Genomic DNA, 14,012 nt, shown 5'->3' with positions numbered 1-14,012 from the left:
CCGTTCCGGATGCTCAGGCGCCGATCTCGCGTCGGGCCGGCGTCCGACAGAAACGCTGGCGTTGTATCATTTGCGGCTTCGTCTACGACGAGAGGCTCGGCTTGCCTCACGAGGGCATCGCGCCGGGTACGGCGTGGGCTGATATCCCCGACTCCTGGACCTGCCCGGATTGCGGAGTCCGCAAGGTGGACTTCTCGATGGTGGCGCTGCTGGAGTCAGGCTGATGTCCCCGGCCGCCCCTGACGGCGTGGTGATCGTCGGCGCAGGTCTCGCCGGCTATTCGGCGGCGCGCGCGCTCCGCTCGCTGGCCCCGGAGCTGTCCATCACGATCGTGACCGCGGACGACGGCGACTTCTATAGCAAGCCCACGCTGTCGGTCTCGGCCAGCCAGCGCGCCGGCGCGCCGGATCTAGTCCTGCGCAGCGCCGAGCAGATGAGGAAAGAGCTGGGTTGTCGCCTCATCACCCGCACGCGGGTGCACAGCCTGGATTGCGGCAAGCGCGTCCTCGTCGCCGGGGACGAGGCCATGCCGTATTCGAAGCTCGTGCTCGCGATCGGAGCCGTGCCGTGGACGCCGCCGGTGCCTGGGCTGGCGAGCAGCTCGCGCGTGCTGAGCGTCAATCACCTGGACGACTACCGTCAGCTCATTCAGCGGCTCTCCCGGAGCACGCGTGTCGCCATCCTGGGCGCCGGCTTCGTTGGCTGTGAGCTCGCCAACGATCTACAGCGGGGCGGACACGCCGTGACGTTGATCGACCGCGCGTCGGAGCCGCTGCCGAACCTGGTGTCGCCGCAGCTCGGGAAGAGGCTACGCGCGAGGCTGGAAGAGGCGGGGATCGTCTGCCGCTTCGGCGTGTCTCCCCTCAGCGTCGAGCCGCTCGGCGACGGCGTGTGGGTCGAGCTCGACGGTGAGCGTCCGCTCGCGGCCGACCTGGTGATCTGTGCCACCGGTCTGCGCGCCGGCGAGCTCGCGGAGAGCGCCGGGCTGAAGACGCAGCGGGGCGTGGTCGTCGACCGCTCGCTCCGCACGAGCGATGAGCATGTCTACGCGCTGGGCGACTGCGCCAGCCTCGCGCCGTACAACCTTCAATTCGTCGCGCCGATCCCGCACGCTGCCGCCGCGCTGGCGCGCTCGCTGCTCGGCGCGAGCGTCTCGCTGACGCTGCCGCCGCTGGCGATCAACGTCAAGACGCCGTGCTTCCCTGTTGTCAGCTCGGCCGGTCCGCGCGAGGCTGGGTTGACGTGGGAGGTCTCCGCGGACGCCGAGGGCACGACGGAGCTGGCCTTCGACGCGGCCGGAGCGCTGCGGGCGTTCGCGCTGGGCGGCAGTCACGTGAAGGCCCGCGGCGAGTATCTCAGCAGGTTGCCGCCGCTCCTGGGGGCGGCGGCCTCGGAGGGAGCGTCATGACTCGATTGGCCGAGTGGAGTGTGAGCCGTTGGTTCAACAGCCGCGAACCCCTGACCCTGGCGGGGCTCCGCGGGAAGGTCGTGCTGATCCACGCCTTTCAGATGCTATGCCCGGGCTGCGTGGTGAAGGCCACTCCGCAAGCGCAGCGGGTGTTCGAGATATTCCGTGGCTCCAGGCTCCAGGTAGTCGGCCTGCACACCGTCTTCGAGCACCACGCGGCGATGAACGAGGGGGCGCTGGAAGCGTTCATTCACGAGTTCAAGGTGACCTTCCCGGTAGGCGTGGACCGACCGGGACGGGGCAGTCTTCCCGAGACGATGGAGCGTTACGCGCTGCGTGGCACTCCCAGCACGCTGCTGGTCGACGCCGAAGGGAACCTCCGGCGTCATCTGTTCGGCATCCACGACGACTTGTTGCTCGGGGCCGAGATCGGGGGCCTGCTCGCCGAGGCCGAGGTCGGGGCGTCCAGCGCGGCCACGGCCGGCGTCGCTCAGGGGAGCTGCGCGGTCGGCGACGGCTGCCGTCCGATCGTGGGCGAGTGATCTCCCATGTCGCAGGTCTATCCGCTCCACGGGCTCCTCGTCGGCAAGAAGGTCCCGCTAGGCCCTTCGGGCCAGCTCAGCGCGATCGCGAAGTCGCTTGTCTTCGAGCCGCTTCGATTGAGCGAGCGAGGGCTGGAGGGCGACGAGCAGGGCGACATGGTGCGCCACGGCGGCGTGGAGAAGGCGCTGCACCACGTTCCGCTGCAGCACTACGGCTGCTGGGAGCAGCGGCTCGGCCTTCCCGCCAAGAGCCTCGCGGCGGGGGCGTTCGGCGAGAATATCTCCACGCGCGGCCTCGACGAAAGCAGCGTGTGCGTCGGTGACACATGGACGCTCGGCAGCGCGGTGATCCAGGTCTCGCAGGGGCGCCAGCCTTGCTGGAAGCTGAATCTCCGCTTCTCTCGGGCCGACATGGCTCGCTTGCTGCAAGAGAGCGGGTGGAGCGGCTGGTACTACCGGGTGCTCCAGCCGGGCGTCGTCGCGCCGCAGGACGAGCTCAAGCTCCTGCACCGCCCGCAGCCGGGCTGGCCCATCGCGAGGCTGTTGCGGGCCCTGCACCGCGACGGGCTGAACCACGCAGAGCTCGAGCGCATGGAGGCGCTGCCGGAGCTGGCGCCCTCATGGCGCGCCATCGCTCGTCGTCGCCTGGAGCTCGGCGCGGTCGAGGACTTTGCTCCGCGCTTGACGACGCCGAGCGGGCTCTAATTCCCCGCGCTCTCTTCCTTCCGCACCGGCGGCAGCGCCGGCATCCCGGGCCGCGGCCGATACCCCGGCTTCCGGTACGACAGGATCGGGATCGCCTCGTTCTTGTACGGCGCGACCTCCCCCGGCCTCGGGCACTGGTCCCGCACCCAGTAGACGTCGAACGCGAGGATCTCGTCCTCCTGCCGCCCGGTGCGCTCATGATACCTGAGCAGGTAGTCCTGGAGCCCGGGCCTGCGAAACGCCTTGTTCCGGTCGAGCCGGATCCGGTTGAAATAGTCCTGCCGGATCTGCCCGAGCCCGAGCCCCCGCGCGTCGGTGAGATCGAGATCCGGCGGCTGCCCCGTGAACGGGTCCACGTGGCGCCCGTCGATGGTGATCGCGTCGACGGTGATCGACCCGTCCTCGGTGATCGGGTTCGGGGCGAACATCCCCCACCCCTGGAGGAGGCGCGGATAGACGATCGTCGCCTGCACGAACTTCGGCTGGGTGTGCTTGAGGATCGCGGGCACGCTCTTGTTCTCGTTGATCGCCTGGCTCACCGCACACAGCCCGAGGTACGCGACGAGCGCCTCCCGCGCGATCACCCGCCCGCGGGCGAGCTTCTCCGAGAGCGGCGACGGGCTCTCCGCCACCTCCCCCGCCCTCGCGCGCGCCCGCCGCGTCAGCCCGAAGAACCGGGCGATCGCGTCGCGCCGCCGCGACGCGATCCCGAGCAGCGCGCCGGGCGCGCCGAGCGTCAGCGCCCAGAAGAGCGGCCGCGCGAAGCGGCCCCCCGGGAGCGCCTGCAGGATCTCGCGCAGCGCCCCGGCGCCCTGGAACACCCGGCCATCCGACGGATCGCGCACGACGAAGAGCTCCGGCCGTGGCTCCCCTCCCCCGGCCTCCTCCGCCGCCCCGGCCGCCTCGCCGCGCGCCTCCTCGAACCGGAGCAGCTCGAGGCCGTCGAGCCGGACGAGGAAGCGCATGAGGGCGAACGCGAGGGGCGAGCTGCCGTCATAGACGACGACCCGGGGCGCCGCGCGGCGTCGGTACCACCGCTCGAGCGCGTCCCAGTGCTGCGCCGTCGGGAGCAGGAACGACCAGCCGATCATGAACCACGAGAAGGGGCCGAGGCGCATCATCACCCCGAACGAGCCGTGCAGGGCCCACATCCCGCCCATGGCGAGCGCGCGCGTGAAGCGGCGGCCATAGGGCGAGAGGATCCACGGCACGAGCATCGCCTCGAGCATGAGGACTCCCCAGGTCATCCCCTTCTTCGCCCAGAAGGGGATGTACTCCCGCGCGACGACAGCGAGCCCCGTCACCATGCGGTCGAGGTGCAGCACGTAGTGCACCGTGTCGCCGCGGCGCCAGATCTGGCCTGATTTGTTGACGACGTTGAAATAGTAGATGGTCGCCAGGTTCAGGATCGCGAGGAGCACGATCCCCGAGACGTACGGCTGGGTCGCCCACGCGGGGCGGCTCCGGTCCGCGAGGTCGGCGGCCGTGCGCTCCTTCCGCTCGCGGTACGAGCGGACAAGGGCGTCCACGGAGAAGCGCCTGCCGGTCGGCATGAACATGGCCCAGCAGGTGATGAGGTTCACGACGACATAGCCGCCGTTCTCGATCATGACGATCCGGTTGTCCCTGCTCGTCACGAGGACAAAGGAGAGGATCGAGAACAGCCGCGTATGCCAGCCGATGAAGAAGCAGAAGAAGCAGAAGAGCGAGAGCGCGAACGCGACGTGGACCTCTCCGATCGACGAGAACGCGTGATAGAGGCTGAAGTTGAATCCGCTGCTCGGGTGGAAGAGGTGATAGTGGTTGGTGAGCACCCCGTCGTTGCTGTAGATCCAGCGCGCCTCGGCCCAGTGGCGCAGGCAGTCGCTCACCAGCAGAAAGCCGAGCACGAGCCGGAACAGCCCGAGCGTGCGGACGTCGATGGTGCAGTAATGATCCCGGATCCAGCGCCCCAGGCGCCGTGAGCGGCTCTCGGCCGGCGGCCTCGGGGCTGCGGCCCTGGGCGGCGCGGGCGCGCTCCCCTCGGGCGCGCCCTCTCCGCCCGGCGCGCTCCCCTCGGGCGCGCCCTCTCCGCCCGGCGCGTCGTCTGCACGCGCCGCGCTCTCCTCGGGCGCGCCCGCGTCCTCTCCGCCCGGCGCGCCCTCCTCCGGCGCGCCGGCAGCCGCGGCGCTCGGGTCCTCGTCAGCCGCACGCATGCGAGCGCCTCAGTTCGGTTTGTTCGGTCGAAGGAGGCCTGGCGAGAGGGGCGGCACGCGGTCGCCGAGCCTCCCCGCGCCGCCGCGCGAGTGCGAGAACAGCTTCACCCGCTCGACGCCGCTCGGCGCAGGCTCGCCCGGCGCGGGGATCGGCGCGGAGACCCAGTACGCGTCGAAGCCCGAGAGCGACATCTCGCGCCCCCCCTCCTCCGCGAGCGGCCCGCCCTTCGCGAGGTAGTCGCGGAACGCCCGCTGGAAATCGCTCCACTCCGGCCGCCGGATGCGGTCGAGGTAGTCGGACCAGAGCTGGCCGAGCCTCGTCGCGGGCTGCCCCGCGGGCTGGAGCCGGGGCTCCTCCCCGGTCAGCGGATCGATCGGCTGCGACGCGCGCGTCTGGCCGTCGATCACCAGCAGCTCGTTGCTCCGCGGCGGCTCCGGCGCCATCACGTCCCACCGCGCCAGCATGCGCGGCCACGACGCCACGCCCGCGAGCACCGCCCCCTGCGGGATGGCGCCCGCCCCGGGCAGCGGGTTCTCCTTCGCCGTCTGCGCGAGCATCGCGGCGAGCACCACGAGCACCGCCACCTCTCGCAGCGACCCCAGCGCGAGCCGCGCCGCCCGCACCGCGGCCGCGGGCCGGTCCGGCGCGGCCCCCTCGTCGTCGCCGTCCGCGTGGCTCTCGTCGAACAGCGGGATCCCGCACGCCTGCTTGCCGAGCACCATGCTGATGTGGTGCCGGCGGGTCGCGACCACCTCGTAGAGCACGTCGAGCACGTGCGAGATCCCGGGCAGCTTGAGCGGCAACGCCAGCCAGCCGAACGGCAGCGCGAGCAGCCCCTCGGTCACCGCGCCCCCCTTCCGGTAGACGCGCCCGTTCCTGTCGATCGCCAGCACCGTCTGCTCGACCAGCTCCGCCGTGACCTCCTTCGGCATCGGCACGCGCTCCGTCGCGCCGGTCTGGTTGCGCACGTAGAGCTCGTCGAGCGCGCCGTTGCCCTGGAAGGCCACGTGCCCGCGCAGGTCGAGCCGCTTGATCAGCCGGCACAGCGTGAGACAGAGCCCGCAGTCGGCGTCGTACACGAGCGTCCGCGCCCGCCCCTCGTTCCAGGAGCGCTCGTACACGTCCCACAGCTCACCCGACAGCACGAGCGGCGCCGCCGCGGCGAGCGCCCACCCGAACAGCCCGAAATCGAAGAAGATCCCGAGGACGAGGCCGTGCACCACCATCAGCGCGGCGGCGAGCCCGCGCGTCCAGCGGAAGGCCGCGGGGACGAAGAGGAGCGCCGGGATCGCGAGCTGCATCGCCCAGGTCCCGTACGTGAGGCCGCGCAGGGTGCCGAGCGGCACGGCGTCGCGGAGCCAGGCGCCCGCGTCGCTCGCCCAGCGATCGACGTGGAGCGCATAGTAGAACGCCGAGCCGTCGCGCCACGCCGCGCCGCGCTGCTGGAGCGCCGTGCACAGGTAGATGAGCGCGAGCTGCAGCAGCACGGCCAGCGCGGCGAGCGAGGTCGGCGACCAGCCGGGCAGGCGCTCGGCCGCGATCTCGGAGTCCGCGGCCCTCGACCTGTCGTTCAGCTCGGTGTCGCGCTTCTCGTCCCGGAGCGCCAGCGAGGCGCGCAGGCTGTCGAGCGAGAAGCGGCCCCCGCACGGCAGGAAGGCGGTGAACGCGAGGATCGCGATCGCCGCGTAGTTGCCGGCGTTCTCGAGCAGGATGTTCCTCGACGTCAGGCTCACGAGCACCACGAGCGCCAGGACGTGGAACACGCGCGTCCGGTAGCCGATGAGGAACAGGGCGTAGACGAGGAGCGCGAGCGCGAAGGCGAAGTGGGCCTCTCCCACCGTCGAGAAGGCGTGGAACAGGCTGAAGACCTGCTGCTTGCCGCGGAGGTTGAAGAGGTGGTTGTGGTTCGGGAGGACGCCCTCGTTCGAGTAGAAGTCCCGCACCCATCGCCACCGCGCGAAGAGGTCGGCGATAAGGACGAGCCCGAAGGTGATACGAAAAAGCCCGAGCGAACGGGCGTCGATCCGCAAGAAGTGATCGCGAAGTGATTTCACGGAGAGTCCTCGACCCGGAATCCGTAGTCCGATGCGTGCTCGAGCGCGGGGACGCTCGGCTGGCGCAGGAGCAGGGAGCGCACTGTCCAGAGATCGCCGAACACGCGGTAGCGCAGCGCGGTCTGGTCGAGGTAGTCGACGCCCGCGGAGCCGCCGGTGCCCGTGCGGCGGCCGATCACCCGCTCGACCATCCGCGCGTGGCGCTGCCGCCAGATGAGCATGGCCTGCTCCATCTCCAGGATGCGGTCGAGCACCTCGCGCGGCCACGCGAGCCTGGGCAGCTCGCGGTAGCTCTCGATGAAGACGATCGCCGCGCGGATCGCCCGGCGCTTCTCGCGCGTGGGCCCGTCGGCGTCGGGGTCGTCCTCGGCGAGGAGGAACGCCTCGGCGTTCGCGTTGTCCGCCTCGTAGCGCGCGCGGAGCCGCTCGACGTCCGCCGGGGTGAGCGCCTTGCCGATCGCGATCTGCACCCGGCGCTCGTTCTCCTCGCGCATCGAGCGCATGTAGTTGCGCAGGAAGCCCAGGACCGCGCCCGGATCGCTCGACCCGTCGATCGGCGTCCGCGAGAGCCACTCGTAGAGGTAGTGCTTGAGGCTCGGCCCGCTCGCGAGCCGCGCCTCGAGCCGCCTCGTCGCCGACGACGGCGAGCCGTCCGCTGTCTTGAGCGCCTCCTTGTAGCTCCCCTCGCGGCCGAGCGGGATCCGCGCCGCGTCGTCGAGGCCGAGGAGGACCTCGATCTCGCGGAGCTGCGCCGACTGGAAGCCGCTCGCGGGGATCAGGCGATCCCGAAAATCGAGGTAATCACGGGTGGTTAGCGTCTCCATCACCCGGAAGTGCTGGATCGCCTGCTCGAAGATGGTGACGACCCGCCGGAACGAGCGCGCGGCCGAGGCGAGCTTCTGATCGGGCACGGGGTTCTGGCGGAAGAGCTCGCGCGCCGAGGTGAGCTCGCGGAGGATGAGCTTGAACCAGAGCTCGTAGATCTGGTGGACGACGATGAACAGGGCCTCGTCGTTGCCGACCTTCTGCTCGTCGTCGTCGAACCCGCCCTGGAGCGCGAGCAGCTCCTCGACGTGGATGTAATCCCAGTAGTTCATGTCGTTGGCGATCGCGGGACCTCTGCCCGGGGGTGGCCCGCGCCGCTTGCCCGCTGCGGGCGCTGCGCCGGCTCCCGCGAGCAGCGCGGGGAGTCTACTTCCCGCCCCCCAGGAAACGGAAGCGCGCCGGCGCCGTTCGCAAGGAAAGCGCGCCCGGTCCGGGAAGCGGTTTCATCCGACGGGCGCGCCTTCCAGAGCGCGCGGCGCGCGCCGGGCAGCGTGGCGCGCGCCGCACGGCGGAACGCGCGCTCACGGCGGAACGCGCGCGCCTCGGGACGCGCGCTCACGGCGGGCTCGCCGCGCCGGGCGGCGGCTCGACAGGCGTGCGCCGCACGCCGTCGGGGCCCATGTCGAAGGGCGGCGCGTAGCTCTTGAGCACGGCCTTCTCGTGGCTCGCGCCGCTTTCGGCCTCGATCGCCACCACGCCGACGTCGGGGCAGAACGTCGACACGTAGCGCGCGGGGCTGTCGCCGAGGCGCTCCTCCACGGTCTGCACGCACCCCGTGAACCGGCCCGCGGGCACCTCGACGGCGGCGTCGACGGCGGTGATGCGGGCGCGGCCGCCGTGCTCGCCGGTCCACGTCGTGCCGGGCGCGATCGGCGCCTTCAGCACGAAGACGCCCGCGTCGCTGCGGAGGACGCCCTCGGCCGTGAACTCGAAGCGCTTCACGCCCGAGGGGAACCTGAGCTCGCCGCGGCGCTCGTCGGCGCGGTGCACGCGCGCGACGAGCATGCCCTGCTCGCCGCCGTCGCTCAGGGTCACGTAGTGGTAGACGTGCCCGTCGATGAGCGGGAAGTAACGCTCGGCCTGCGTGCCCGAGGAGGCGCCCTCCTGACCGTCGGGCGCCGCGTTCCACGCCGTGGGCTGCGCCGCGCCGGGGGCGCCGCCGCAGCCGAGCAGCGCGAGCGCGAGCGCGGCGAGCGGCCGCGCGAGGGGGCGGCCCGGAGGACGTGCGCGCTCGACGCTCACCGCGCTGCCTCCTCGGTCGTCACGGGCGGGGTCGTCACGGAGACATGTGGCTGTGGGACCAGTACCAGAGCGACAGGAACGCGAGCAGCGCCGCGGCCGCGACGAGCAGGGCGACGGCGAGCGGGTCGGGCTCGATCCGGCGCAGCAGCGCCCGCGCGGCGCGGCGGACCTCGGCGCGATCGGCCTCGGTGCGATCGGCCTCGATGCGATCGGCCTCGGTGCGATCGGCCTCCTGCGCGTCGAGAGGCCGGTAGGGGTGCCTCTCCGCCGGAGCCGCGCCGCGGAGCTCGTCGGGATCGGCCTTGCTCAGGAGCCGCTTCGCGCCGGCCCGGACGAGCGCGTAGTCGCCGCGCTCGAACGCCTGCTCGAGCCGCGCGAGCTCGGGATCGCGCGGCAGGCCCGGCGCGCCGTCGCCCTGGACCGACGCGGCTTCCCCATCGCGCCGCTTCGCGCGCTTCTTCGTGCGGCGCGGCGCCTCGGCGTCTCCCTGCGCCCTGTCCGTCACGTGCAGCTCCCGGTGGTGATGAAGGCCATGGCGCGAACCCCTGCGGCGGATCCTCGAGACGGCGCAGGCTACCTCGATCCAGGGCCCACGTGCCCCCAAAACGCCCGCAAAACCCGGGATCGGCCGGCCCGCCGGGGTGCCGGCCTACGGCAGCCGGTCCCGCTGCCGGTCGACGTCGGCCGGCTCGGGGCGGTCTCGCCAGGGCACCGCCGCCTCGCCCTCGCCGCTCACCACGCAGCGGAGCGCCTCGCAGGCGGCCCGGTAGTACGCCTTGCGGCCGCAGCCAACGGCCTTGAACTGGCCGCCGATCTGCTCCTCGACGCGGACGTCCTTGTCCGGGCAGTCGAGATCGGAGACAGCGCGCGACCGGACCATCGGCATCGCGTTCGACGGCACGTTGGCGATGCTGCACGCCGGCGAGAGCGCGCCGACGACGAGGGCGGCCAGGGGGACGAGGGCGGCGAGCGGAGATGGGCGCACGGCGTGAGCGTAGTGCACCGATCCGCTCGAAAGCGCGAGAAATGCGCCGGCGGTGGAACCGAGGGGAGCCTGTGCGCCAGAGCACTGCGCCCCGGCCCCTGGACCCCGCCCCGCGCCGCCCTGCGCTTCGCTGCGCTGCCGGCGCCGGCTCAGAACTGGAAGTACACGAACGGCACGGCCGTCGCGCTCGCCGCCTCGTGGAGCCCGACGGCGACGAGGAACAGCAGCGCGCCCTGCAGCGGCGCCGGCGCCGCGATGAACGACGCGCGGGCGCGCTCGTAGAGGCGCTCCGGCACGTAGTGGGACAGGAGCGCGACCCCGAGGAGCGCGACAAGCACGGGCGGGAGGTTCGGGTGGAACGTCGTGAGCGTGCCGATCTGCCGCAGGATGAGCACGGCCTGCGAGAAGGTCGGCACGCGGAAGAAGATCCACGCGAAGCAGACGTAGTGGAACGTCAGCAGCACGCAGAGCGCGTGGAGGGGGAACCGCAGGAGGGAGGAGGAGGCCGGCGCGCGCCCCGCCACCTCGCCCGCGCCCTCGGCGCCCGGCCGGCGGCGCCTGATCGCGCGCTGGAAGGCGCGCGTCACGGCGAGGCCGAGGCCGTGGAGGAAGCCCCAGAAGACGAAGTTCCACGACGCCCCGTGCCAGAGGCCGCCGAGCAGCATCGTGATCATCAGGTTGCGGTACGTCGCCAGCTCGGAGCCGCGGTTGCCGCCGAGCGGGATGTACAGGTAGTCGCGCAGCCACGTGGACAGCGAGATGTGCCAGCGGCGCCAGAAGTCGGCGAGGTTCCGGGCCTTGTAGGGCGCGTCGAAGTTCTTCGGGAACCGCACGCCGAGCAGGAGCGCCGAGCCGATCGCGATGTCGGTGTAGCCCGAGAAGTCGCAGTAGATCTGCGCGGCGTAGCCGTAGACACCCGCGAGCACCTCCAGGGCCGAGTAGTTCTCCGGGCGCTCGAAGACGCGGTCGACGAGGTTGAGCGCGAGCTGATCGGAGAGGACGACCTTCTTCACGAGGCCGATCGCGACGAGGAACATCCCCTCGCCGCCCTGCTCGCGGGTGAGGCTCGGGGCGCGCTCGAACTGCGGGAGCAGGTCGCGCGGGCGGACGATGGGGCCGGCGACGAGGTGCGGGAAGAAGGCGACGAAGAGCAGGTAGCGGAGGTAGCTCTTGTGGGGCCGCAGCTCGCCCCGGTAGACGTCGATGACGTAGCTCATCGACTCGAACGTGAAGAACGAGATGCCGACAGGCGGCAGCAGCACCCGGAACGCGGTGCCCACGGTCGTCGGCTCGCCCGTGAGCAGGGCGCGGAGCGCCGCGGCGTTCTCGATCGCGAAGTTCCAGTACTTGAAGAACCCCAGGAACCCGAGGTTCAGCGCCACGGTGGCGATGAGCATCGCGCGCCGCGCCCGCGGCCTCGCCTCGCGGGCGATCGCGCGCGCGAGCAGGAAGTCGACGGTGGACGAGGCGAAGATGAGCGGCAGGTAGCGCCAGTCCCAGGCCGCGTAGAACCCGTAGCTCACGAGCAGCAGGAACACGAGGCGCGCGCGGATGCCGGCGAACCGCGCGAGCGCCCACGATCCGACGAAGACGGCGGCGAAGAACTCGGCGTAGCGAAGGGTGTTGAAGAGCACGACCGGTCGGAGCCCGGGCCAGGCCGCCGCGGGGGGCGCGGCGCGCCGCAGGGCCGGGCGCTGTGGGCTGTGGAACGGTGGAACCGCGGATCCGTGGAACCGCAGCGCCGCGGGACGTTGGTACGGTGGACGGGCCCCCCGGGGCGGCGGGCGCCGCCCGGGCGGTGGGCGCCCTCTACCACGGCGCGCGCCGCGCGGTCGCGCTTGCGGCGCGGCGCCCTGTTGAACAGCGCCCGGCGTCGTGCCAAGGATGGAATCTGATGCTGGGTCGCCTGATCCTCGGGATTGTGAAGGGGCTCATCGTGGGGGGCTTGCTGGGGTTCGGGCTGGCGAAGCTCGGCTACGGCGCGCCCATCGCGATCGTCGCCTACCTGGCCGCGGCGCTCGCCGGGGTGCTGGTCGGGCTCATCGCGGGAAAGCCCATCTGGGCGAAGGACGCGAAGATCGAGGCGGGCATGAAGGCCTTCGCCGGGGCGCTGCTCGGCGCCGGCCTGATGTACGCCGCGCGCCGGTGGCTGACCTTCCCGGTGCCGGTGCCGCTCGGCGAGCTCGGCGGCGCGAACCTGTCGCTCGGCGAGGCCGCGGGGAGCGCCGGGACGTTCGGCGGCCTCGCGATCACGTCGCTCGCCGCGGTGGCCGCCCTGCTGGGCGGCTTCTACGAGGCCGACAACGACCCGTCGGACGAGGCGGCGCCGGGCGCGACGCCGGAGGCGAAGGCCGCGGCGGGGGGCAACAAGCGCATCGCCGCCTCGCCCGCGGCCGACGATCTCGAGGACGACCTCGAGAGCGAGCCCGAGAAGAAGCGCTCCAAGAAGTAGCCCGTGCCGGTCGCGCGGGCGCTCCTCTACGCGGCATCGGCCGGCGCGCTCGCGCTGGTCGCGCGCTCGCTGCTCGTCGCGCCGGTGCCGTTCGCCGTGGCCGGCGCGGCGCTCGTCGGGTACGTCGCGCTCGTCCTGTGCGGGGTCTTCTTCCTCGGGCTCGGCGTGTTCGTGGACGTGGTGAAGCGCGGCCCGCCCGGCGCGCGCGGCGTCGCGCTGACGTTCGACGACGGGCCGAGCCCGGAGCACACGCCGCGGGTGCTCGCGCTCCTCGACGAGGCGGGCGTGAAGGCGACGTTCTTCGTCATCGGCCGCAAGGCCGAGGCGCACCCCGAGCTCGTCCGCGAGATCGCGGCGCGGGGCCACGCGGTCGGGCTGCACAGCCACGAGCACGACCGGCTGTTCTCGCTCCGCTCGGCCCGCCGCGTCGAGCGCGACCTCCGGCGCAACCTCGACGTCATCGAGCGGATCACAGGCGACCGCCCTGCCCTGTTCAGGCCGCCCGTCGGCCACACAAGCCCGCGCATCGCCCGCGTCGTCGACGCGCTCGACCTCGACGTAATCGGCTGGTCGGCGCGGGGGTTCGACGGGCTGGCCGGGGCGAGCCCCGAGCGGGTGGCGGCCCGGATCATCCCGGGGCTCCGCGACGGGGCCATCGTGCTGCTCCACGATGCGGCCGAGCGCGACGACCACGCGCCCGCGGGGGTGGCGGCGCTCCCGCGCATCCTCGCGGCGATGAGCCAGCGCAACCTGGCCGGGGTGCGCATCGACGCGTGGCTCGACGAAGGCGCCCGGGACGACGCCCTGGCCTAGACCATTTCTCTCAGGTGGCGCTACGCTCCGTCCGATGGCTGCGCCGGTGAGTCTGACGATGTTCGCGCATATCGCGGCGAGGCCGGAGGACGAGCTCGACCTCGCCGAGGCGGCGCTCCTCATCGACGACGCCGCGTACCCGGGCCTCGACATCCCGCACTACCTCGGCGTGCTCGACCGCCTCGGCGGCGAGGCGCGCCGCGCGATCGAGCGGCCGCAGCGCGCGCCGGAGGCGACGCCGGGCAGCGGCCCGATCGAGGCGCTGCTGCGCTGGTTCTACGGGGATCTCGGGTTCCACGGGAACACGGGGGACTACTACGACCCGAAGAACAGCTACCTGCACGAGGTGCTCGATCGCCGGACGGGCATTCCCATCACGCTGGCGGTGGCGCTCCTCGAGGTGTGCTGGCGGGCCGGCATGGACGCGCAGGGCGTGTCGTTCCCGGGTCATTTCCTGGTGAGGACGCCGGTCCGCGGCGGCGTGCTGCTCATCGATCCGTTCGAGGGCCGCCTGCTCGGCCGGGACGACCTGCGCGCGCTGCACACCCGCGCCACGGGGGCCACGCGCGATCCGGACCCGCGGCTGCTGGTGCCGGCGCAGAAGCGGCAGATCCTGGTGCGCATGCTGAACAACCTGCGCTCGATCTACTCGAGCCGCTCGGACGCGGCGAAGCTGCGCAGCGTTCTCGAGCGGATGCAGGTGCTCGCGCCGTCCGACGAGCTGCGCAAGGAGCTCGACCAGCTCGGCGGCGAGCGGCCGTGGCCGTCGTCGGGTCGCGTGGTGAACTGA

The 14,012-nt window shown here is 72.3% G+C and carries 14 protein-coding genes; 7 read left to right on the top strand and 7 right to left on the bottom strand.

The annotated features are described in order from the left end of the window. Positions 1-23 precede the first annotated feature (23 nt). From WMF42_RS41775 to WMF42_RS41760, 4 genes are read left to right on the top strand one after another with little or no spacing between them, the layout of a single operon-like run. A complete protein-coding gene (locus tag WMF42_RS41775) occupies positions 24-224 on the top strand; it encodes a rubredoxin (protein WP_437694416.1) in 201 nt (66 codons plus the stop codon). Then, positions 224-1,408 carry an FAD-dependent oxidoreductase gene (locus tag WMF42_RS41770; RefSeq protein WP_437688682.1) on the top strand — a complete coding sequence of 395 codons (1,185 nt, stop codon included), beginning with the start codon at positions 224-226 and terminating at the stop codon, positions 1,406-1,408. The genes WMF42_RS41775 and WMF42_RS41770 overlap by 1 nt, the downstream gene beginning before the upstream one ends. Further along, a complete protein-coding gene (locus WMF42_RS41765) occupies positions 1,405-1,950 on the top strand; it encodes a TlpA disulfide reductase family protein (RefSeq protein ID WP_063816030.1) in 546 nt (181 codons plus the stop codon). Before WMF42_RS41770 ends, WMF42_RS41765 begins: the two co-directional genes overlap by 4 nt. Positions 1,951-1,956: 6 nt before the next feature. Beyond that, positions 1,957-2,655, top strand: coding sequence for an MOSC domain-containing protein (locus WMF42_RS41760; protein WP_061613483.1), 699 nt, complete (start codon positions 1,957-1,959; stop codon positions 2,653-2,655). Here WMF42_RS41760 and WMF42_RS41755 read toward each other — a convergent pair. The 7 genes from WMF42_RS41755 to WMF42_RS41725 form a co-directional block, all read right to left on the bottom strand. Next, entirely contained in the window at positions 2,652-4,850 is a 2,199-nt protein-coding gene (locus WMF42_RS41755; RefSeq protein WP_437688680.1) for a hypothetical protein, read from the bottom strand. The genes WMF42_RS41760 and WMF42_RS41755 overlap by 4 nt on opposite strands. Before the next feature lie 9 nt (positions 4,851-4,859). Further along, complete coding sequence (locus WMF42_RS41750) at positions 4,860-6,905, bottom strand: DCC1-like thiol-disulfide oxidoreductase family protein (RefSeq protein ID WP_061613485.1); 2,046 nt, start codon at positions 6,903-6,905, stop codon at positions 4,860-4,862. Beyond that, on the bottom strand, positions 6,902-8,002 hold the full coding sequence (locus WMF42_RS41745; RefSeq protein ID WP_061613486.1) for a tryptophan 2,3-dioxygenase family protein: 1,101 nt from the start codon (positions 8,000-8,002) through the stop codon (positions 6,902-6,904). The genes WMF42_RS41750 and WMF42_RS41745 overlap by 4 nt, the downstream gene beginning before the upstream one ends. A 283-nt stretch (positions 8,003-8,285) precedes the next feature. After that, complete coding sequence (locus tag WMF42_RS41740; RefSeq protein ID WP_061613487.1) at positions 8,286-8,972, bottom strand: hypothetical protein; 687 nt, start codon at positions 8,970-8,972, stop codon at positions 8,286-8,288. Positions 8,973-9,006: 34 nt separating this feature from the next. Continuing rightward, on the bottom strand, positions 9,007-9,477 hold the full coding sequence (locus tag WMF42_RS41735; RefSeq protein ID WP_437688677.1) for a hypothetical protein: 471 nt from the start codon (positions 9,475-9,477) through the stop codon (positions 9,007-9,009). Positions 9,478-9,621: 144 nt separating this feature from the next. Beyond that, positions 9,622-9,957: a hypothetical protein gene (locus tag WMF42_RS41730; protein WP_061613501.1), complete on the bottom strand. Its 336-nt coding sequence runs from the start codon at positions 9,955-9,957 to the stop codon at positions 9,622-9,624. Between the two features lie 149 nt (positions 9,958-10,106). Further along, positions 10,107-11,591, bottom strand: a complete 1,485-nt coding sequence (locus WMF42_RS41725; RefSeq protein ID WP_434044191.1) for an MBOAT family O-acyltransferase — start codon at positions 11,589-11,591, stop codon at positions 10,107-10,109. A gap of 260 nt (positions 11,592-11,851) precedes the next feature. Here WMF42_RS41725 and WMF42_RS41720 point away from each other — a divergent pair, with 260 nt between their 5' ends. The 3 genes from WMF42_RS41720 to WMF42_RS41710 are packed head-to-tail and all read left to right on the top strand — an operon-like array spanning position 11,852 to position 14,012. After that, complete coding sequence (locus WMF42_RS41720) at positions 11,852-12,409, top strand: hypothetical protein (RefSeq protein WP_061613490.1); 558 nt, start codon at positions 11,852-11,854, stop codon at positions 12,407-12,409. 3 nt (positions 12,410-12,412) lie between these two features. Then, the gene (locus WMF42_RS41715) at positions 12,413-13,222 is read left to right on the top strand and encodes a polysaccharide deacetylase family protein (protein ID WP_437688674.1); all 810 of its coding nucleotides are present in this window, start codon (positions 12,413-12,415) and stop codon (positions 13,220-13,222) included. Between the two features lie 58 nt (positions 13,223-13,280). Next, on the top strand, positions 13,281-14,012 hold the full coding sequence (locus WMF42_RS41710) for a SirB1 family protein (RefSeq protein ID WP_233562736.1): 732 nt from the start codon (positions 13,281-13,283) through the stop codon (positions 14,010-14,012).

It is taken from the genome of Sorangium sp. So ce176, from assembly GCF_051519835.1.
GTDB classification, from domain to species: domain Bacteria; phylum Myxococcota_A; class Polyangia; order Polyangiales; family Polyangiaceae; genus Sorangium; species Sorangium cellulosum_G.
This window is presented reverse-complemented; position numbering and strand designations above follow the sequence as displayed.